The 20,902-nt window shown below is 47.7% G+C and carries 14 protein-coding genes and 1 pseudogene; 1 reads left to right on the top strand and 14 read right to left on the bottom strand.

The features are described 5' to 3' along the window. Positions 1-179 precede the first annotated feature (179 nt). The 11 genes and pseudogenes from NST96_RS04225 to istA (NST96_RS04175) all read right to left on the bottom strand — a co-directional run bounded on the left by NST96_RS04225 (position 180) and on the right by istA (NST96_RS04175) (position 14,284). On the bottom strand, positions 180-680 hold the full coding sequence (locus tag NST96_RS04225) for a hypothetical protein (RefSeq protein WP_342405623.1): 501 nt from the start codon (positions 678-680) through the stop codon (positions 180-182). 19 nt (positions 681-699) lie between these two features. Beyond that, a complete protein-coding gene (locus tag NST96_RS04220) occupies positions 700-2,616 on the bottom strand; it encodes a dynamin family protein (protein ID WP_342405622.1) in 1,917 nt (638 codons plus the stop codon). Positions 2,617-2,975: 359 nt separating this feature from the next. Next, a complete protein-coding gene (locus tag NST96_RS04215; RefSeq protein ID WP_342405621.1) occupies positions 2,976-4,385 on the bottom strand; it encodes a dynamin family protein in 1,410 nt (469 codons plus the stop codon). Positions 4,386-4,594: 209 nt separating this feature from the next. Beyond that, on the bottom strand, positions 4,595-5,323 hold the full coding sequence (gene istB / locus NST96_RS04210; RefSeq protein ID WP_023555238.1) for an IS21-like element helper ATPase IstB: 729 nt from the start codon (positions 5,321-5,323) through the stop codon (positions 4,595-4,597). Beyond that, positions 5,320-6,825: an IS21 family transposase gene (gene istA / locus NST96_RS04205; protein WP_023555239.1), complete on the bottom strand. Its 1,506-nt coding sequence runs from the start codon at positions 6,823-6,825 to the stop codon at positions 5,320-5,322. The genes istB (NST96_RS04210) and istA (NST96_RS04205) overlap by 4 nt, the downstream gene beginning before the upstream one ends. A gap of 1,203 nt (positions 6,826-8,028) precedes the next feature. Next, the gene (locus NST96_RS04200; RefSeq protein WP_342405620.1) at positions 8,029-8,733 is read right to left on the bottom strand and encodes an AAA family ATPase; all 705 of its coding nucleotides are present in this window, start codon (positions 8,731-8,733) and stop codon (positions 8,029-8,031) included. A gap of 479 nt (positions 8,734-9,212) precedes the next feature. Next, a pseudogene (locus NST96_RS04195) lies at positions 9,213-9,575 on the bottom strand (transposase); the annotation flags it as partial. A gap of 392 nt (positions 9,576-9,967) precedes the next feature. Beyond that, positions 9,968-11,326, bottom strand: coding sequence for a transposase (locus NST96_RS04190; RefSeq protein ID WP_342405619.1), 1,359 nt, complete (start codon positions 11,324-11,326; stop codon positions 9,968-9,970). Between the two features lie 139 nt (positions 11,327-11,465). Beyond that, positions 11,466-11,975 carry an amidase domain-containing protein gene (locus NST96_RS04185; protein ID WP_342405618.1) on the bottom strand — a complete coding sequence of 170 codons (510 nt, stop codon included), beginning with the start codon at positions 11,973-11,975 and terminating at the stop codon, positions 11,466-11,468. A gap of 291 nt (positions 11,976-12,266) precedes the next feature. Continuing rightward, positions 12,267-13,046 carry an IS21-like element helper ATPase IstB gene (istB, locus tag NST96_RS04180; protein WP_024985201.1) on the bottom strand — a complete coding sequence of 260 codons (780 nt, stop codon included), beginning with the start codon at positions 13,044-13,046 and terminating at the stop codon, positions 12,267-12,269. After that, positions 13,043-14,284: an IS21 family transposase gene (gene istA / locus NST96_RS04175; RefSeq protein WP_024985200.1), complete on the bottom strand. Its 1,242-nt coding sequence runs from the start codon at positions 14,282-14,284 to the stop codon at positions 13,043-13,045. The genes istB (NST96_RS04180) and istA (NST96_RS04175) overlap by 4 nt, the downstream gene beginning before the upstream one ends. A gap of 1,153 nt (positions 14,285-15,437) precedes the next feature. Between istA (NST96_RS04175) and NST96_RS04170 the strand changes: the two genes are divergently transcribed. Then, positions 15,438-16,624, top strand: a protein-coding gene (locus NST96_RS04170) for an IS3 family transposase (protein ID WP_342405617.1) whose coding sequence is annotated in 2 segments (ribosomal slippage) — positions 15,438-15,723 and positions 15,723-16,624 — 1,188 coding nt in all. Because the reading frame shifts where the segments join, the coding sequence is not laid out codon by codon here. Between the two features lie 69 nt (positions 16,625-16,693). On the opposite strand, the gene NST96_RS04165 is transcribed toward NST96_RS04170, so the two are convergent. From NST96_RS04165 to NST96_RS04155, 3 genes are all read right to left on the bottom strand, one after another. Continuing rightward, the gene (locus NST96_RS04165; RefSeq protein ID WP_342405616.1) at positions 16,694-17,527 is read right to left on the bottom strand and encodes an alpha/beta hydrolase; all 834 of its coding nucleotides are present in this window, start codon (positions 17,525-17,527) and stop codon (positions 16,694-16,696) included. 232 nt (positions 17,528-17,759) lie between these two features. Continuing rightward, positions 17,760-19,448, bottom strand: coding sequence for a methyl-accepting chemotaxis protein (locus NST96_RS04160; RefSeq protein WP_342405615.1), 1,689 nt, complete (start codon positions 19,446-19,448; stop codon positions 17,760-17,762). Between the two features lie 88 nt (positions 19,449-19,536). After that, positions 19,537-20,529: a sugar ABC transporter substrate-binding protein gene (locus NST96_RS04155; RefSeq protein ID WP_025844090.1), complete on the bottom strand. Its 993-nt coding sequence runs from the start codon at positions 20,527-20,529 to the stop codon at positions 19,537-19,539. Positions 20,530-20,902: the final 373 nt, after the last annotated feature.

Genomic DNA, 20,902 nt, shown 5'->3' with positions numbered 1-20,902 from the left:
TTTTTGTTTGAAACGATCCTTCCATCGACGAATGAAATTATTACTCTCCCCAATCGTGATAGAAGGATCGGTCGGTTTTCTACTCACGGAATCCGTTTGCTCGGGAGGCTGTTTCCCCTCAATTCTCACAGGTAATGGTGCCGCTGCAAAGCCAACCATGGAATGTGCTGTTCCTTGTTTTACTTTCTGATCATCCATGTCAAGAGCAGTAGGAAACCTCCGAGACCCGCTATCACTAGCCATATTTTTTGTTTCTTTCCCAAATCTGTACGACGTTCTGCACGATCGCTCCCATCTTGTTCCAGTCTTCGGCTATGATCCGTAGTAGTCACCTTTCCCGAGGGCGAAGCCGCGCTGCGTGTACTTGGGCGAACGACCTTCCCCACCTCGATGATGAAATGGAATCGCTCTTTGGAAAAGTTATTGCGCAGATCACTCTTTAACAGACCCAGGTAGTCCTTCGTCCATTTGCTGCGATCCTCCTCCATCTTCCTCCAATCATGCGGTTCCCACAAACTTTCGGTGATTCGCTCTTCTACATAATGCACAGCATTCAAGACTTCGTTATTCTCATTCGAAGGATTTTTGGTCAAATAAGAGCTGAGAGCCACCCGAATTTTCTTTATGTTTCGTTCACTTACAGCCTCTTGAAGAAAACTTTGTGGTACAAATCGTGTCATTGCCTCTTCCGCCCCTTGTCTATATTTCCAATATCCGATCCATACGGATGACAAAATCCTTCAACCACTCAATCTTCTCTTTATCTTCGTGAACCTTCCGAGTTAATTGCTCACTGCTTCCGGACAATTCCTCCACTTCTTGCACTTTACGGAGAAGCAGTTTCTCCAGACGGTCGATTTCCTTATAAAAAAAGTTCTTCAATCGCATTACTTCGGCATTCATGTATGCTTGCGCCCTTTCCACATTCTCCAACAATTCCAATTTGGCAGGGTACACAGCCGTTTCAATGATTTCGTCCACATCAACAAATGTTTTTTCAATATAGGTGGTCTTGTAGTACCCATTGCCCCAACTAAACGGGTTCCACCATTTCGAGGTGGATACCCAGGTTTTCCCGGATTCCACTTTGTCCGTATATTTCAAGTGATCGATGAGTGATTCCACATCTGGAAGCTCTGAAGTGAACATCTGAAACTCAGTGATCTCCACCCCATCTCCACTTACGTCCAGCAGATCTTTTACATAACTCTTGTATTCTTCCAATAATTCCCGGGCATCATTTCGTAATGTCATCAGAATAATCAGTTCAAGGTCGGTCTTGATATCGCTTTGTAAAGACTGGATATCCTCTCGTAATTTATTGACGATCTTCATCGCACGAGACTCTTCTACCCGCCCTTCACTACGGAACAGCTCGGAGAGATTGTCCATCTTTGTCTCAATTTTTCCTTCAATCTTTCGGATTACTTCATGTGCGTCATAATTTTTCCGCTGGATGCGCTCCTTCAGCGCTGCAGCTTTCTGCCCCTTTTGGATCTCCTTTTGGATATTTTTCATTTGCTCGTGAATCTTGTGCCGGCGTTCTTCGTTCTCGATCATTTCCGCATGCAACTTTTGTTCTAGCTTTTTCCCTTCGACAACATCTCGAAACGCATTGACTGCTGAAGTAATTTTGGCCGTGACCGCATATTTGTCTAGATACTCATTGATCGCTTCCTCAATGGCCGGGACTCCCGTATGCAAGAGCGCCTCCTGATAGGTGTCACCTTTTCGTCTCGCTTCCTCGATCTGCTGCTGTAGCCGCTTCTTTTTCGTTACACTAAGCGAAGTAAATGGATTCAAATGCATTCTTGGCTCATCAATGAAATATTCGTGTTGAAGCAAGGTCCCTTTTTGCTTTTTCGTTAACGGGTGTCCATTTTGGGCCATACGAATGAGTTTCGCCATTTCCGCAGAAACCGGGTAAATGTTTGGATTCTCAATCCCTTTCTCGTACAAATACTCCCTGACATTTCGCAGAGTATCCTCTATCGTTTCGGTATCCGGATCCAGTTCATCAATTTTGTTTACGGCAAAGATGAAGCGATCTTTGGACTGCTTGCCACCGCTCTTCATCTGTTCGGCTACACTATCCAATAGGGAACTGTCGTCATTCGTACTCAACGCCGTTGTATTGAGGACATAGAGCACCATAGGCTTTGTTTCACCTTTGATTACCCGGAAAGTATGCTCCTTGTGAGCAGCATTTCGGGAATTGTTTGGTCCAGGTGTGTCAAGAAGCACAAGGTTCATCTTCTGCGATGAGATGGCAGGAATTTTTCCTTCCATTTCGATCAGGCTGATATCTTCACTTTCGTTAAATTCCTTCATTTTCTCAATATCAATGGGCTGAAGAGGTTCGACCTCCCTGCCATTATGGTCTAGACACCGAGCGACAAACTCTTGGCGATGATCGACATTTTTTATGCTAACAATCGTAGCCGTACATGCCGCATTCTTGGATGGCATCAACTCTTGTCCTAAGAGCGCGTTGATCAAAGTCGACTTCCCTGAACTAACGGTTGCAATAACGGCTATCTCAAACTCTGAGCTCAGAGCCTTCTCAAAGTTTTTGCGAATTCCCTCGCTGCGCAACTCTTCAAACGGGCCTTGCATCATATGCTCGACGAGGTCGCGAAGCTCGCTGATCTTGTCCTCCGTATTCTCCGCTGGTACATGAGCCAGGGTGATTCGGGAACTCCCCATCGAGTTGTGTTTCGTACACTCCGCTACGACATCTTCATAGTCAAACGTCGTTCCATGGAAGACCAGCTTAAACTCTGGCTCGTTTACTTCTTCCATGAGGATATCCACTAGTTGATCAAGCCACACCTGCAAGCGATCCTTACGAAAAGCATACAGTTGACTATCCTCACCGATTTCCTCGCCATCGATCCAGATTTGTGTTTCCACTTTATACGGATTATATTTCAAATAGACTTCTGTCATTGTAATCACCTTTCAATTTTCGCGATTCAGAATATTTTTGGCAGCAGGGAAAGTCCTGTCCGGTAAAGAGCAAGTTGGAGCCTTTCACGAGGATAAGGCACCCCATTGTCTTCAGCCACGCTGTCCCCATCCCACGTCTCTTGTGGATGGCCCATGCGAACATAGCGATTCATGTCATAACTCTCGTCTTGATAGAGAGCATATAATCGATCCAGATCTCTTGTTTCTTTGCGACTGAATTCCTGTCCTCCTAAAGCTAACTTGAATAGCAGCGCCGCATAAGCCGAAACCGGAATGACGAACGGATTTGGCACTCCATTCTCACGCAAGTAAGAAACCGCCATCTCCAGCATGCCGGTGATTGTCTCTCCCGCCTCCATGTCAAGTGCGTCTACTTTGTTCAAAAGAAAAACCATCTGCTTCCCTTTCGCCGCTTCCAGCGTCTGATGAAGGAGCGTTTGATCATCCTCTGTAGCCAAATTGGTCGCATCCAGTATGTACATAACCGCATCGTAATCTTCGCCATGCAGGAAGTCCTGGGTAATGCGACCGTGCCTATCATCACGAGAATTGTTCGTCCCTGGTGTATCTATGAACACTACCTTCCTGGATCTAAAAGAAGACAGGGGCCCGTCCCCTCCTTCTATATAGACAGAAGGAATGGAGGGGTCCGAATTCCATTGGCGCATCTCATCTAACGTCAACTGCCAGCGAATGTCGACACCTGTATTTCTTGCATAAGCAGTGAGTCTAGATAAGCCTGGACGATGTGTCCATCGTACGATTTTTGACGTACAAGCTTGATTCGCCGAGGGAAATACTTTTCTTCCCAAAAGGGCATTTAGTACGGTTGACTTGCCCGAACTCATCGTTGCGACTACCGCGATCTTTTTCTCCGGCAGACAGGCGAATTGTTCTTCGTTCCGGAAAGTATCAAAGAAGAATCGGAAATCACCAACGTTTGGAGCGTGCTTCTCAGCCTCCCCGATCCTCCCCTGCAAAAGCAAGCGTAATGTATGTCTCAGTTGGTGAAGAGAAACAGGTCCAATGGCTAATCGGCGCTGAAATTCCTGAATAAAATCGCAATTATGTATAAACTCGAATTCATCCAAATAAATAAACATCATTTCAAATAACAATAAATATTTGTAACCTCTCTCGTGAAACTTCCAGAATTCCCTCCAATGTTCCCTCTTTTGCAGCATGCCCACTATCTGGTCGAGATTCAAAGTTGGTTTCCTATTTTCAAGAGGTATGTTCCAGGCTTCCTGATAGGCAGCCAGGATATCTCTGGCGACTCTGCCTCTTTCGCCCAGCCCCTGAATAGCTGCATGAAGCAAGTGTAAATAAAAGGATTGAAGGGAAACATCCTCGGAACGGATTGGATGGAGAGCGAGGTTTATTTTTGCAGGTAGTAATCTAGAATTTTCAATCATACTGTCATGCTGTCCCCCAAAACGAGCATTTCGCTTTACCATTCTAGTTCAATGGTACTAGTCGTAATTATCGATGTCAATTCAAGGTAAACTGTACCTCCCCTCCAAGTATCGTGTAACACCCACCAAAAGGTGTATTTTGCAACTCAAAAATGCAGAGTTTGGCGGCCAATTTATGCAGAACACTGCCAACATCAATCCCAAAGAATTTAGGAAGACTTCATGCTGGATAGAGCATGGCGCAGTCGGTAGCTTTCTCCGGTAAACGCCAGAATATGGGCGTGGTGGACGAGGCGATCCACAAGGGCTGCCGTCAATCGCGTATCTCCAAACACCGTATTCCACTGCCCAAACTCCAAATTCGACGTCACAATCACACTGTTTCTCTCATAGCAGGCCGAGATAACATGAAACAACAGCTCAGCCCCCGTTTGGTGAAAGGGAACAAACCCAACCTCGTCCAAAATCAACAACTCACAGTCTGCCAGTTCTTTTTGAAACCGCATCAGTGCCCCATTCGCGTGTTTTTCCTGCAAGAGCGCAACCAGATCGGGAACACGGAAGAATCGAACGGCATATCCCCTTCGGCACGCCTCTACGCCAAGCGCTGTTGCCAGATGGGTCTTCCCCGTGCCCACTTTTCCCAGCATCAGCACATTTTCCTTGCGCTCCAAAAAACGTAGGTCGATCAATCCCTCCTTTGTACATGTTTCCGGTAAGGTGACTGCCTCAAAAGCGTAATCTTCCAGTGTCTTCAGTTGGGGAAACGCGGCTTTCTTTATCAGTCGCTTCAGCTTTGTCTCCTCCCGCCGTTGAATCTCCATCCGCAAGACTCCCAGCAAGAAGCTCTCCCGATCTTCAAACGGCACCTGTTCATAGGTTTCCATCACATGCGCCAAATGCAAAGTTTTGCACACCTTTGCCAGCTCTTCTCTCATTCCACCCTCACCCCCAGGATCCGGTCGTACTCATCCAGTATGGGTATCTGCCCGTGAAGGGCAGGGGGTGTATGCGACTCTGAAAACGGTTCCGGGCGGAAAACAGGGTGTTTTATCGCGTAAAGGGCATGCTCCAAGGCAACAGCCAGATGCTCTTGCTGATGCGACAATTCTCCCAGTACTTGCCCGATTTCCTTCAACGTATAGGTGTCGAGCAATCGATGGAGCAGGCGAATTCGTGCTTTTCGTGCATTCATGTCTTCCACCGTCAAAAACGTTTGGAGCGCCTGAGGCATCATATTGGTAAAGGAAGAATACATCACCGCCCGCGGGCGTTTTTCATATCTCTTCAATACCGCCTTCCAATCTACTGGAATGACTTTCTCCGTATAGGGACGAGGCAATGTCACAATCGGGGTGTATGTCCCGTCTGCCGTTAACACCTCCAGCACATCCCACTTGACTTTCACCAAAACCGGCTGCATGGCCCGACACTGCGGCAACGGGAAGAGAGCCGCGTCAAACGACAGCTCAGCGTATTTGTTCAGGTGGCACGTCTCCAGCCGGAAAATCTCCAGCGGTGTCGTCGGCAGCGTCAGCAGCTTGCATTTTTCTTGCTTCCACAACTCGGCAATGGTTTGCTTTTTCACATAGTGAGGGCGCTGCATATCCGCACGGGCAGCTTCCGCCAAATACGTCTCCAGTTGTTCCGGCGTATCGATAACCGGTGGCGGAACACACCAGTTCCGGCGTCCATACCCCACTTTGTTTTCCACATGGCCTTTCTCATGGCCGCTGTATGGATTGCAAAACAGGGGCTCAAAGCGGTAATGGGCGCAGAAACGCCGAAACGCTTCCGTACACTCTCGTTTTCCGCCTTGCTGGATGGACACAACAGCAGCGGACAAGTTGTCAAACCAAATCTTGCGAGGAACCCCTCCCATTTGCTGAAATAGCCGCCCTAAGGCCTCCAGAAAGCATTCCGTGTTTTCTTTCGGAACCGGGAACACAAAGGCGGCATTGCTGTACGGAAACGACAGGGTCAATACTTTCCGCTCCACCAGTTCTCCCGACTTGACCACGTACACCGTCCCAAAGTCAGCCTGGGCTTCCCCGCCTGGATGCTCCAAACGCTCAAAATGTTCGGCTCGTTCGGCTGCCATGGCTTTCTTCCGTTTGGAGACATATTCGGATACCGTTCGCTGCCCGCCAGGGAAGCCGTACTCATCCCGTAACCGCTGAAACATGCGGACGGCTGTATGGCGTTGCTTGCGTGGAAGACGCTCATCATCCTCCAGCCATGTGTCAATAATCTCTAAGTACGGTCCCAACACCGGATGGCGGCCTTTTCGCTTGCATACCGGTTCATTCCAATCGTCGCGATCCGCATATTTCTTGGCGGTTCGCCAATTCACCTGGACACGTTCCGCAATTTCCTGAATCGAACACCCTTCGACTTCCCGCAAAAATCGGATATACTGTTGTTGTGGCACTTTCAACATTCCTCTCACTCCCTCAGATTCTAGCCAAATCCAAGGGTAGATTTTGTAGGGGGATGTTGGCAAGTGCCTTTTTCATGGCCTCAGAATTGCGGTGGAACTCTGCAGTTTTCCGCCGCAATTCTCTGCACTTTTATCCTGCCATAAACATCAGATGAAACCGCAGAGGTACGAACAAGGGATACTTATGTAGATAATTGGAGTGACTTTACTGAAATTCCTAACGATAGAGCAACCTCGGCTACGAGACATATTGAATTAGCAGGTGTTAACGAAATTGTAAATCGAATAAATCGAGATAGAAATAATGATGGGGACCTAGAGATCTTTGTTAGCACTACAGATATCAGAGGATCTGTTCTTTTGGTGTACGACATTAATTCTACTCTTAGAACAACCGTAAATAGGCATCTTGGTAATTATGTAGATGGGTCAAAAATTGCAAATTCATCATACCGCAATGAAAGTTTAAATCTAAGTGGCTATACTGTATTCCTAATTTTTAGTCACAAAGATCAACGGTTATTCCATGCCCACTTTGTTCCCCAGGCTGATAGAACAAAGGAGCTAAAACATCAGCGTTATCTCGGTAACTTTGACTTCAAATTTTTGATAAAGTTCGTTACAACCCCAGTTATAACGAGCATTTACAAAAAACCACAAGAGATCAATTAGACTATGAAAAAAAATCTAAGCAAGCAAAGAAAGATAGAAATTTGCTGAAGGATAGGAATGGAAGGAGATCTGTTGTACCATATAAATAACGACTTCTTAAGGATAATCAGGGAGGAAAAAATGGCAGATGACAATGATATCGTAAAATGTGATCATTGTAATAAACATTTCTACTTATGGGAACTAGATAAATTAACCCCAAAACAGTGCTCCATTATCCGTGAAGAAGATCCTTTTTTTAGTATGCGAATATTGTACTGGCAAAATTCAAGCAATAGGAGAAGGTGTAGAGGAAGTAGAATATTGGAATGAATGGGTGACAAAGAAACGCTTAGCCAATGAGTAAACATAATGGGGCTGTCGAGAAAGTCGACAGCCTGAGCTTCTGGAAACCAGAAGCTTTTTTCTTTAGTTTTAGGTCAGAGACAAAAAACTGATGTTGCTGCCCTATTTAGGGCTTGCTGAACGAATAAAAAATTGAGAAACGACAAAGGTTTTGCTCCGTTTTCATCGAACTCATGTGCAAGGAAATCAACGATTTCCCTTTAAATTCCTTGCACATGGAGCGGATATGGATGTACATTGGAAAACCCGGAGTATGCCGATGTGCGCCACATCTTCGTTGGATAATTGTATACCGCCGCACTTTGCAAAAAATTCGGTCGTTTCGTCCGGCGCAAACCGGAGATCGCGCGCATCCAACCAGATCAGCCTATTTTCTGCTCGTAGTCTGGAAAGAGGAAGCGCTGGAGAATTTCGGCTTGCAAGATAGAGATGGACATGTAGTGGCAAACGTTCCAGCAGATAAGTGACGCCCTTCAAGATTGACGCTTCTTCGATATGATGAAAGTCATCCCAAACGAGCACCTTCGTTTGCGGAATGCGATGCAGCCCGTTGACGAGCGTGGCAATCAGTGAGAACCCCGATGGATCTTCCACGGCATGACGAAGCACAGCCTGTTCGTCAAAAGACGGATAGGCCTGTTTAAGCGCCGCAATGGTATGTGCCCAGAAACGCATGCGATCATTATCCGCTTGATCAAGAGAGACCCAGGCGACGGGCTTTTCCAGCGTCGTCACCCACTCGCCCAGCAGGGTGGTTTTGCCATACCCGGCAGGCGCTGTGATCAAGGTAAGTGCACGATCCAGCCCTTCATGCAAACGATGGGTGAGTCTGGAACGAACAACAAGCGGGCTTCGTGATCGGGGAATATGAAGTTTCGTGGCTATGATCACGGTTTGCTCCCTCCTTCCCTATCATCTTACCAAATATCTACTTAGGGGCTGCTTGCCGATCGCTCGACAAATCACCTTGCCGTTTGCACGACGTTGTTTGGCCACGGCCAGGTACTCCTTTCGCGCTTTATCCCGATAAGTTCGTGGTTTGCGGGAACGACCAATCCGTGGAGCATGTAACGTATCGATGATCTCCCCCAGTTTCTCACGCGCCTCGTTCAGCAAGTTCAAATCGGTAGGGTACGCCACATCCTCCGGGGTACATGTGGCATCCAGCAACAAGACACCCTGGTTCGGATCTTCTTCGGTTGTTGAGCGACGCTTGGTCGTACGTTTACCTTTGGATTTTCTACCGGATTTCGGTTCATCGTCACGGTCGGAATCTGGTGTCGATTTGGCGGCCTCGACCGCGATGATCTCGTTGATTTCGCGGCCTCGACCGCGATGATCTCGTTGATTTCGCGGAGAACTTGCTCGCCCAGACGTTTGCGAAAATGCGTCATGAGCGACTGGTGGAACGGTGGATGATCCTGATAGCCTTCCAGCCCGATGAAATATTGCAGATACGGGTTTTCGACAATCTGCTGGACCGTTTCCCGGTCCGACAGTTGCAAACGTTCCTGAATGATGAGTGCCCCGAGGGCGACACGGATAGAAACGGCCTTTTGTCCACGAAATGATTTGCGAAAGGATTTGGCATACTTTTTCTCCGCATATACCCACGGCACCAACTGAGCCAGTTTGACCCAGCGATTTTCTTTACTCAACTTACCGCCAAACGGCAAGAAAAAATCATCAGGGAGAAGCAATTGATTTTCACGATGAGAGAGAAATTCGTACATTCAGATCCGCTCCATGTGCAAGGAATTTGAAGGGAAATCGTCGATTTCCTTGCACATGACTTCAATGAAAACGGGGCAAAACCTTTGTCGTTTCTCAATTTTTTATTCGTTCAGCAAGCCCTAACTATGGATCGTTCTACTCGGCTATCGTCATCTTACAGCTATTTTCACAAAAAACGGCCAGCCAGATTTTTTCTGGCTGACCACCTAATACGAAAGTTTTTACAGTCCAGTCTCTAATAACGAAGACGGATCGTATAGAATAAACGGTTGTTTAAAGTGTGGTGTTCGTCAAAACTGGAACAAGAGTCCAATTATTATCATTAGACGATGTTTTAATATTCGCAATTCCTTGTTCAACTAGTAACCTAATTACCTTCTTACTTATTAACTCAACTTTCGCAGCATGAAATGGGCAAACAGGCCTTGATGTAGCTGGGTAAAGCGGCAATCCATTGTTGGAGTTGACGTTGAATCAGGGCCGAAAGCTTTTTTCCTGCTTTCGTAGCGATTTCGTTGATCAGATCGAGCAGTTGCTGCAAGGCGATGGCCCAGTCCAATGTGCCAACCTCGTCACACAACACATAAAACAGACCGCCGAACGAGCGGGCATCCGTACTCTGCCGATGCTGCCAGGCCAGCAGAATATAGCGAGAGAATACAATCGTCGTATGGCTAATCAGTAAATCATAGGAGCGGCCTTGAAACTCCTTCTGCAAACGAAGCAGCGACTTGGTGCACTTGAAGAAGACCTCTATGTCCCAGCGGATCGCATAAATTCGAATGACGTCCTCCACGGAGAGGGAAAGATCCGTCGTCAGTACTGCGAGCCATTCGTTCTTCTTCGTGCGATGACGAACGAATACCACGTGAACCGGTATGCCGGAGGCAAGCTCGGTTCGAATCGAACGAAGAATGCCTCGTTTCTTGCTTTGCACCGGAGACGTTGCTGTGTATAGTTCTTTTAGCGACAGCTTCCGGCCCTGAACAAGGAAACGCTTGTTGTCGTTCTTGACCATGCCGATCACGTCGAGCCCGCGAGAAACGATTTCACCAATGAGGGGCGCGTGCGTGAACCAACTGTCCATCAAGACGTAGGAGGCCGTGGCTCCAGCGGTAAGCGCACGATCCAACATCGATACAATCACCTGCGGAGCCGACAGAAGTGCTTCTTGACGTCTCTTATAGCCGTTCGTCCGTTTGTCGATCTTCTCGTTCATGCCGTTAATGGCAGATTTGCTGGAACTGAGCAGCGCGAAGTCCAGCGGCAGGAAGGTATGGCCGTCGGACCATCCCATGGTGAGCATGCGAAATCCCTTGTAATAAGCGCCGGTGGCATGGTCTTTGAACCTGGCCAGCAACTCAACGGCTTTGCTGCGGTTGCGCTCAAACATGGAATCGTCGACGATGAAGACGGTGTCCCGATCTGCCGACGTAAGCACGCTGACCTTCTGCACCGTCGCGACGCTGAGCGATGTCAGAAAACGACGCCAAGCAAAGCCTGCGTGGTTGAGGAAACGATAGACGGCATCCTTGCCGGGAAACGAGTCCACTTTGCTGCTCTCGAGCAGTCGAAACCAATTCTTCTGGTGAAACAGAAGGACAAAGACGAGTTGGAACAGCCGAGCACAGCTAAAGCCAAATCGCTTACGGAATCCGGCTTGTTGAAGATGTTTCATCACTTTCAGTTCTTGAAAAGCAGGCTTTAATTCGTTTGGCAGTTGATTCAGATCGGGCTGATGGTCTATCATGATGGAAGACACCTCTTCTGTCTGGTAGTGATTGCTCATCACTCTCACTTTACCAAACGAAGCGGTGTTTTTCTATTTTAGCAAGCTGTCTATCCAACAGACCTTAAGCCCGCTCTACAATTGGTTTTACATTGATTTTCTAGGTGCGAAAGTTGAGTTCATAAATATCATCAAAATTTTTTTGTGCGTCCTGAACTGAATATTTTTTGGCTTGATAAGCAAATTTCCCTCCGGAACCATTCACTACAGCCCAGTGCTCCCGAAATTGATGGGCTCCAGTCCAAGATGATGTACGCGATTTTTTATCATTCGTATTTTTCGGAACATGTGGACCGTAATAATACCAATCCTTCTGGTTCCTATTATACCCAACAGTACCATGGAAATCCAACCCTCCTCCTTCATTCAATACCTGAGAAACAAAGTTTGTGCAATCGCCGCCATCGCCGTTGCTCCCGTAATTTGCGTATTTTTTGTTTCCAGGTCGCTCAGCATACTTTTCAGCATATTTTTTTGCTCCGCTACGATCATAATCTTTATTGGTTGAGGAACTATTGGTAAACAAAGTTTCTGCAGCCATCGCTTGTCCAGTTACTAAGGTGGATGCTAAGCACACAAGTGTTAGTGACTTTTTAAGAACATTTCTCAAACGGGCTCATCTCCTTGGAATAAACTTTTCGAATCCTCAACATGAACACAAACGGTCGGCAAAATTCTTTATAATCCCTTTTGTTGAAAAAAATGGAATTACCTATTGTATAGAGTCGATTATTCCTTACAAAAAGTTACATATTTTTTGTAATAAGCTTATTCCAGTTTTTAGTGTCAACTGCAAATGAAAATTCCCCATTATCTGCACTCGAATTTTCCCCATTATAGGCAATAGGTTTGTCTGAATGATGCCCCCTCTGAGGGGGGCGGGTGGCGACCAAAATTCCGTTTATTCTGTTTTATCTTCGGTTGACTCGGGTCGAAAGAAACCTGCTTTTTTCTTCTCCTTTATGCGATAACTTTCCCCTTTAATGTTGATCGTGTGGGAGTGATGCAATAATCGATCAAGGATGGCTGTAGCAAGTACTGTATCCCCAAATATCTCTCCCCACGAACCATAGGATTTGTTCGAAGTAAGGATAATTGAGCCGGATTCATAACGTTCTGATACAATTTGAAAGAAAAAGTGAGCTGCGGTTTCATCCATTTTGCGATATCCAATTTCATCAATGATGAGTACATTCGGTTTTATAAATGCTCGCATTTTTTGTTTGATGCTATTGTTTTGATGAGCAATCTGGAGCGTCTGAACCAAATCATGAGCAGTTGTAAAGTAAACCGTCAACCCTTGTTTGATAGCTTCGAGAGCCAAAGCAACAGACAAGTGAGTCTTGCCGACCCCTGGCGGACCAAGTAAAATGAGATTCTCTTGTTGTTGTACAAACCGGAGGGTTGCCAAATCACGAATCCGTCTTTCATCAATGGAGGGCTGGAAACTGAAATCGAATTGCTCCAACGTTTTATGGTAGGGTAAATGAGCCAATCGCGTTTTCATGCGGATAAACCGATCCCTCTTGGCCATGATTTCTTCTTGCAAAAGCTTGTCCAAGAACTCCAAATACGATATATTCTGAGCAGCAGCTTCTTCTGCGTGGTGGTGAATAATTTCCGGGATTCGTACCCATCCCATCTGTACAAAGGCTTCTTCTAAACGGGCCTGGAGTATCATTGTACGATTACCTCCTCGTCAGCAAACTGCTCATAGACAGACAAATCACGTTCCACCACTTCGGGGCTTGGATTGGGAACCAAACGCGGCATAGGTTGGGGAGCCTTCGCGCCAATTTGGTTTTGAATCCCCTCGAAGTGTTTTTTATTGGTTATGACTTGCTTGGTACGAGTAGCTTTAGGATGTTCAGCGATGATCATGTTGCCCTGATAGATCCGGATATGGCCATTCTGGAGATCTTGTACTTCTACCGTATGACCTACATAAACATAGGGGACTGAATACCGGCTTCCTCCGTAAGAAACGAGTGAATCATTCGATACTCTTCGAGTATGGCGTTCTACCTCTTCGAATGGGATCGGGTTAAGTGGCTTCAACTGTTCGTGTTTCCATCGATCTACTGGTTTTTCATGCGTGGTGCCGTGTACCCGTACATTAGCCACCGTATCCAACCAATGACGTACTTGCTGATTCAAGTCACGAAGGCTGGTAAACGTCTGCACCCGAGGCCAAAAGTTCTTGCGAACATATCCTACTCCATTTTCCACTTTCCCTTTTGTTCGTGCACGGTAGGGAGCGCAGCGTCGCAGCGTAAGACCGTGATGGCTTGCAAACTGGGAAAATCGTTCATTCCACAATACATGCCCTTGATCGTCGTAACCGACAATGACGGTTTTCATATTGTCATACAAGCATGTTTCCGGTCTGCCGCCAAAGTATTGCATGGCACGCAAGTGGCAGCCGATGAGGGTATCAAGCCGTTCATTCTCTGTAAATTCCACATACAACATTCTCGAGTATCCCAAAACCATGACAAAGGCGTACAGCCGTTTATATCCACCATTCCACTCTACCTTAAAATGTCCCCAGTCTACTTGCGCTTGCTTTCCGGGTGCCGTTTCATAACGGAGCGTTGCCTTGGTCTTAACAACCGGGCGCAATGGTTCCATGAATGAGCGAAGGAGCCGAATTTGCCCTGGATAACCTTGGGCTTTGATCTCATCAAACAAAACGACAGCATTGAAGCAGCCTTCTTCCATTCTCGCTTTGATATAGGGTTTAAATGGATCGAGAATGCTTGTTTTTTTAACAGATCGTTGGTATTTCGAAGGCTCATCCTTTTTCAGCCACTTACGAATTGTTTTTCGATCCCTCCCTAATGAATCAGCAATTTGTGTGATATTCATTCCTCTTTGTCTCATGTCTTTGATCAAGTAAAACTCCCCATTCTTAAGCATATTTTCTCTCCTCCAGGGAGAGATTTTCTGCCGAAAGTGGGGAATTTTCAAGTGCCGTTATTGAGGATTTTAACAGTGCCGTTCACATTAGTTCCACTCCGTGTGGCTTCGCGTTACGACAGACTAGAATAGTCATTCTTGTTGTTTATATACATTACGATATGCTGTGTTTAGTTGCTTCTTCGGCGTGATCGTGGAGGATCTAGGATGCGTACCCCTCCAAAATGATGGGATGTTTCCAACAGGCGTTCTTGCAAGATCATTGCATCGTCACATTTTCTTCCGCCAATTCTTCATATGCTGTAAGTGAGCGTTCCAACAAGTCGGGTGTTGAACTCCATATAACGAGGTGTAGGTTAGGGAACCGGTTTCCTCGTAGATGTGCGAATTTCGTCGAAGTGGTTTTTATGCTACGTTCTGATTACGCCCCACTGTTTAGTGGTGTTCATTGATTAGATGGTCATTGCAAGAAAATCGCAAAACTCTATACTTTTTGATTGAAGATCTTGCTGCCCGACAAAAGTGCCACTGCGAGGCCAAAAGTGATTTCCGAGATGATAACCCGTTCCATTCTCCACTTTTCCCTTCGTTCGATTCCGATAGGGCTTGCAGTCACAGTGGCTGGCAAAGCCAGCGAAACCCTTGTTACAAATCGCCCTACCATTGTCATCTCGACCAGAAAAAACTTTGCGGCACACCCCCAAAGTACTGCCAAGCCCGAAGATGACATCCGATGAGAGGTTCCAGCTTTTCGTCCTCCGTAGATTCTCCATACATCATGCGTAATTAACCCGGCACCATGACGAAAGCGTAAAAGTACTGATGAAATCCATAAAAGAATCCAACTTGCTGGGACATGGCTTGAGAATAGGATAGCTCTCGGCGTTTCTTACAGGAGCCATTTTCGAATCGTTTTTCGATCCCGTCTCCTCTCTTCAACAATGTGGGTAATACTCATACCTTTCAGACGCATTTCTTTGCTCACAAAAAACTCCCCATTCTTCACCATCTTTACTCTCATTCCGGAGAGTCTGTCGGCTTTTTCTGGGGAATTTTAAACCGCTGATATGATATTATCCCCTTTGAGTAGACAGTGAAAAAAGCCCAAGCATATTGGCTTGGATGGTACACTGATACGTGGAGGGGATTTTCTTTGGCTAAAAAGGGACAGACATTTATGAGGCATTCTGAGGAGACGAAACAAAGAGCAATCGACCTTTACGAAAAAGGTGGGCTTAGTTATCAAGCTGTAGCCGATGCTCTTGGGATTCGCAGTTCTACTCAAATAAAGAACTGGGTTGGGAAATTCCGTAACAACGAAACGTTACTGGATCAGCGTGGGAAGCATGCGGCTTCTCATCCTTTTATTGGTCGGCCTCGTACGAAGTTTTCCAGTGTAGAGGAAGAACGAGATTATTTGAAAGCGCAGGTAGCGTTCCTAAAAAAGCGCAATCCAAATCTATTCGGGGAGGGATCATTCCGAAAGTAAACCGCTTTGAAATCATATCCTCACTGGAGAACATGTGCCCGATTACCTGGTTGGTGGAAATCGCACAGGTATCTCGTGCAGGATATTACAAGTGGCGAAACACCGAGGAAAAACGCAGAGAGCGACATCTACAAGAGATGAATCTGAAGGAGCACATCGTAGCCATCCATCTGAAATGTCCCTTTTACGGTTACCCACGGATGCAAATTGCTTTGAAAAAAGAGGGATTCATTGTCAATCACAAGCGAGCATACCGTCTTATGAAAGAACTCAACATTCCATCAACCATCCGGAAGAAACGTCGTTATTACAGCAGAAAGGCATCCGTAGTCCAGCCGAATCGAGTGGAACGTCATTTCAAGGTGGAGCAACCTAATCGACTGTTTGCAACGGATATTACCTACATTGCTGTGGTGGACAAGTTCTATTTCTTGTCAGTCATACAGGATCTTTTTAATAACGAGATTGTTGCCTGGAAAGTTTCCAAAAGAAATGATCTACAACTGGTTATGGACACCGTAGAAGACCTTCACAAACAAAGAGACGTGCAAGGGGCCATTCTCCATTCGGATCAGGGCTTCCAATACACGTCTCAGCAGTACAACAAGCGACTCGAAGAATTAGGTATGTTAGGCAGCCACTCTCGCAAAGGAAACTGCCTAGACAACGCATGCATAGAGTCCTTCTTTTCCCATCTGAAAACGGAAACGTCGTACTTCTCTCAGTGTAAAACAGAGGAAGAGCTTCTTCAAGCCATTGATGAATACATATGGTTCTATAACCATGAACGTTTCCAGAAAAGATTAAACCAGTGTGCCCCGGTTGAATACCGAGTCAAACTGGCTGCTTAGGCTTTTTAGTGTGTGTCTACTTGACAGGGGTAAGTGCACCAACGGACAGCCTTTTGCCTTTTCCTTTTTCTAGCCCACATGTTTTTCAGTATGGATGAACTGAGCCAGCAGTGAGTTAAATTTGTCGGCATGCTCCCAAAACATCATGTGCCCGCCCAATACTTCCACCGCGGACTTCGGCGCATGCTGTTCAAGGAACCGTTTGGCCGTCTCTGCCCAATGCTCCGCCACCACCGTCAGCGTCGGCACAGACTCGCTCGCAAGCTTCGCCTCTGCCCGGTAATCGGAAAACATCCCGGACGCAAACAAGTTCGCCGCGATGTAGGGAGGCGTTTTCATGGACTGCTCGATAATCCAGAGCAGCTCTTCTGCCTGCAACTCTCTTTGTACCATAACCCCGGTCGCGTACGCTTCGATAAATTCCCGCTGCTTTTCGGAATCCCGCAAATAATAGTTGTAGGCAGCGGCAATCTCGTCGAGCGGCCCTTCCACCCAGTCCTGCTCATGATTGGTCGACAGCGGCTTCGGCGACAGGTCGATAAAGACCAATGATTTCAAATCGCGCGTTCCGTGCTGTCTGACGTATTCCCACATCGTCAGGCAGCCAAAAGACCAGCCGACCAGCGTGACATCTTTCAGCTCCAGCGCCTCGATCACTTTTGCCAGGTCTGCGCCGTGTGTCGCGTAGTCATTTCCGTGCATCGTCACGGACGATCTGCCATGGCTTCGCGGGTCGAGCACGACGACTCTGTTCGTCTCTTGAAAATGCTCGACCTGCTTGTGGAACACTTCGGTAGTAAACGTCCAGCCCGGAATAAACACGATCGGCTTGCCCTGTCCTGTGTCCTGCACAAAAATTTCGACCCCTGGCTCCACCTTCACGTACTTGCCGCCTTGAACCATCGCCGCCGCCTCCTAATCAGGTCGAATTATCAGACTTTTACACCGTTATTCGCTGCTGTCCAGAAAAACCCTTCTTTTCCAGGCTCACGCGACCACATCGGATGTTTTCAGCAGACGAATCGCTGCTGCGCTGATTGCTACGATGTAAAACAAGACCATCCCCGCAAGAAAGAGCAAACCGTAGACTCGCAGCTTGCTCTTTTTCCTCGGCAATGCGCCGGACAGAAGCCGCTTACAGCCTGAACTTCCCGACCGCCGCCTGCAATTCATCCGCGAGGCTGGACAACTGCTTGGCCGAGCTTGCGATCTCTTCCATCGACGCAAGCTGTTCTTCGGTGGCAGCCGATACGTGCTGCATTCCTGCCGACACTTTCTCCGACATATTCCGCACATCCTGTACGACGGCAACATCGAGCTGTACCCGATCACACAGCCTGTGCAACGAGCTTGTTTCTGCTTCGATTTGCCGCGAAACCATCTGCACGTATCGCTCGATCTCCACGAACACGTCTCCTGCCGACTGGACAAGCTCCATCCCGGCAGCCACTTCTTGTTTCCCCGCTTGCATGGACTCCCCGACATTGACGGTCATTTCCCGAACGTTATGGATGATCGACACAATCCGCCTCGTCGATGAGGTCGATTGCTCTGCCAGCTTTCTGATCTCATCCGCCACAACCGCAAACCCGGCCCCGTGCTCCCCGGCTCGCGCTGCTTCGATCGCTGCGTTCAAGGCCAGCAAATTCGTTTGCGAAGCGATGTTGGAGATCACCTCGACAATTTGCTCAATTTCCTTGGAATGCTGGCCGAGCGTGGCAACCATTTCGGCCAGTTGCTGAATCGAAGCGTGAATCGCGTTCATTTGCTCCTTGCTCCCCTGTACCCCCTCGTTGCCGCGCACCGCTTTTTCCGCAGTCTCTGCAGATAGCGCAGCCGTCTCTTCGGCTTCCTTGGCAAAATCGCGAATCCGCGCGGAAAGCTGATGGATGGAACTGACACTTTCCTCAATCTGATGCAACTGCTGGTCTGAGCTGACCGCTACTTCCTGGACGATCTCGGTTATACTCTCCGTTGCCTGGCTCGTTTGCTCCGCGCTCGTCATGAGCTGCTCCGAGTAGGCAGCCAGGCGCTCGGCGCTTTCCTGCAGTTGCTGCACCAACTGCCGCAGGTTGTTTTTCATGGCATTGAAGCCGCGCACGAGCTGGCCGATTTCATCCTTGGACTGTGTGTGGACGTCTTCTGTGGCAATATGGCCCGAAGCGATGACCTCAATCGCCTTGGTCAGCGATTCCAGCGGCCTGGAGATCGAGCGGGCGATTTTGATTCCGATCCAGCCAGCGGCCACAACCGCCCCGACACTGATCGCAATCATCGTCAAAAGCGTCGAGGCGACATGCTGTTGATTGTCTGCCAGCTCCAGCTCGACCTTTTGTTCGAGCTGAGCCGTAATTTCCTCTGCCATGTCGAGCATGATGTTCCCAAACGGAATCACGCTGTGGACCGCTTCTGATTTGGCTTTTTCCCTGTCTGTCGCGCTCAGCGCGATGACGTGCTCCACCTTCTGCCCGAACATCGTATTCCATTCCCGCAAATAGTCAATTTTGGACTTGCCTTCTTCGCTATCCATCAAGGCAGCCGACTGCTCCAACAGCTCGCTGATTTTTTCGCTATCCTGCTGCAACAAAGACAGGTAGTCCTGATCGAACGTCAGCAAGTAATGATCGATATGCTGGTTGCGCTGGACCACGTAGTACTTCATATTTTTCACATGGCCTTCGAGAACGACCGTGTGATTCAAAACATCCAGGTAAGACTGGTTGACCTTGCTTAACGCCCAATAAGCGATGCCGCTCGTCACCCCGAGCAAAATGGCCATGAACAAAAAACTGCCGACTAATCGTTTTCCAATTGAACTTTGCACGCTGCTTCACCTTGTCGTGGAAAGGATAGTGAATAAGCAGAAAGAGGAAGTGTGACCTTCCTCCTCCGTCGCTTATTCCATGTGCTTTTTATTGCCCCAGCTTTGCTTTCAGATCCTTCAGCTTGGATTCCGCATTTTCTTTGGTGATCGTATCGAGTCCGCTGTCGATGCGTTTTTCCACCGGCTCGCCTTTAATCGCCGCCAACGCATTTTTCACGCCGAGGTAGCCCATGTCATACGGCTTCTGCGCAACCGAGCCGAACAGGACGCCTTTGTTCACGGACTCAACCGCCTCAATGATTCCGTCGACGCCGACGACAGGGATTTTCAAGCCTTTTGCTTCCGTAGCGCGCACGGCTCCCAGCGCCATCTCGTCATTGGCCGCAACGACCGCTTTGACGTCTGGATGCGCTTGCAAAATGTTCTCCATTACCGAAGTAGCTTTTACCCGATCCCAGTCAGCCGACTGCGAAACTGCGATCTCCAGCCCAGCTTCCGTCAGCCCTCTTTTCGCTCCGGCAATCCGCGTCTCGCTGGCATAAGTTCCGGCGATTCCTTCGAGAATGGCGACCTTGTCCCCTTTGTTAAGCTGCTTGGCGACAAGCTGTGCGGCTGTATAGCCTGCTTCGTCGTTATTGGTTCCGATATAAGAGGTTTTATCCTCCCAGTTCGGCACGTCTGTGTCGATCAACAGGACGGGGATGCCTTTTTCCTTGTACTTCTTCAATACCGGGAGAGCGGATTCAGGCTGGGAAGGCATCAAGACCAGCGCATCCGGCTTTTCATTCAGCGTCGTTTCGATCATGTTTACCTGCTCGATGACTTGCGATTGGTTGGAAGGAGCAATCACCTTTCCATCTACGCCAAACTCTTGAAAAGCAGCTTTTGCTCCCGCTTCCATGAATTTAAAATACTGCGCGCTCAGCTCCATCAAGACAACGGTGACTTTTGGCTTACCGTCTGAAGACCCTTGCTGATTTCCGTCCGTCGCTCCGGTGCTATTGTTTGCTTGCCCAGCGCAGCCGGCCAGAACGGAGAACATCATCATCAAAATCAATGGAATCGCAATTCTCTTTTTCATAGGAACCCCCCGTGTGCTCATTCTTTTTTGCTATAGCCCACATACGTTTTTGGAAAACCTCGACCGGCCTGCTCCCTCCTTCTCAACCTTTTGCGGATTGAATAAGCGCTTAACCAATTCTCATAAAAAAATGGATAGAACATAGATTGCGCTGTGTTAAACAGGCGAACATTCCCGTTTTTCAGCGCTTTTTGGCCGATGAAGTTGTCTCGTATGTTTGGTTAAGCGTTTTCTTAATGGCATTATAATACAGACCATTCCTGAGTGTAAACACTTTCATTTTGAAAAATCAAAATCGAAAGACTACTTATCCTGACACGCCTCCCCCAAATCGAGACAAGCGTCAGGACGCTGGCAGCCCGGCAGGTACGGC

Origin of the sequence: Brevibacillus sp. FSL K6-2834, from assembly GCF_038592925.1 — a bacterium.
Taxonomy (GTDB): Bacteria; Bacillota; Bacilli; order Brevibacillales; family Brevibacillaceae; genus Brevibacillus; species Brevibacillus borstelensis.
The sequence above is the reverse complement of the archived record's forward strand: the minus strand, read 5'-3'. Positions and strand labels throughout refer to the sequence as shown.

Excerpts from the sequence above, each read along its gene's own strand:
- NST96_RS04225 (WP_342405623.1), bottom strand. The coding sequence starts at position 680 with ATGACACGATTTGTACCACAAAGTTTTCTTCAAGAGGCTGTAAGTGAA.
- NST96_RS04220 (WP_342405622.1), bottom strand. The coding sequence starts at position 2,616 with ATGCAAGGCCCGTTTGAAGAGTTGCGCAGCGAGGGAATTCGCAAAAAC.
- NST96_RS04215 (WP_342405621.1), bottom strand. The coding sequence starts at position 4,385 with ATGATTGAAAATTCTAGATTACTACCTGCAAAAATAAACCTCGCTCTC.
- istB (WP_023555238.1), bottom strand. The coding sequence starts at position 5,323 with ATGAGAGAAGAGCTGGCAAAGGTGTGCAAAACTTTGCATTTGGCGCAT.
- istA (WP_023555239.1), bottom strand. The coding sequence starts at position 6,825 with ATGTTGAAAGTGCCACAACAACAGTATATCCGATTTTTGCGGGAAGTC.
- NST96_RS04190 (WP_342405619.1), bottom strand. The coding sequence starts at position 11,326 with ATGATAGACCATCAGCCCGATCTGAATCAACTGCCAAACGAATTAAAG.
- istB (WP_024985201.1), bottom strand. The coding sequence starts at position 13,046 with ATGATACTCCAGGCCCGTTTAGAAGAAGCCTTTGTACAGATGGGATGG.
- istA (WP_024985200.1), bottom strand. The coding sequence starts at position 14,284 with ATGCTTAAGAATGGGGAGTTTTACTTGATCAAAGACATGAGACAAAGA.
- NST96_RS04165 (WP_342405616.1), bottom strand. The coding sequence starts at position 17,527 with ATGGTTCAAGGCGGCAAGTACGTGAAGGTGGAGCCAGGGGTCGAAATT.
- NST96_RS04155 (WP_025844090.1), bottom strand. The coding sequence starts at position 20,529 with ATGAAAAAGAGAATTGCGATTCCATTGATTTTGATGATGATGTTCTCC.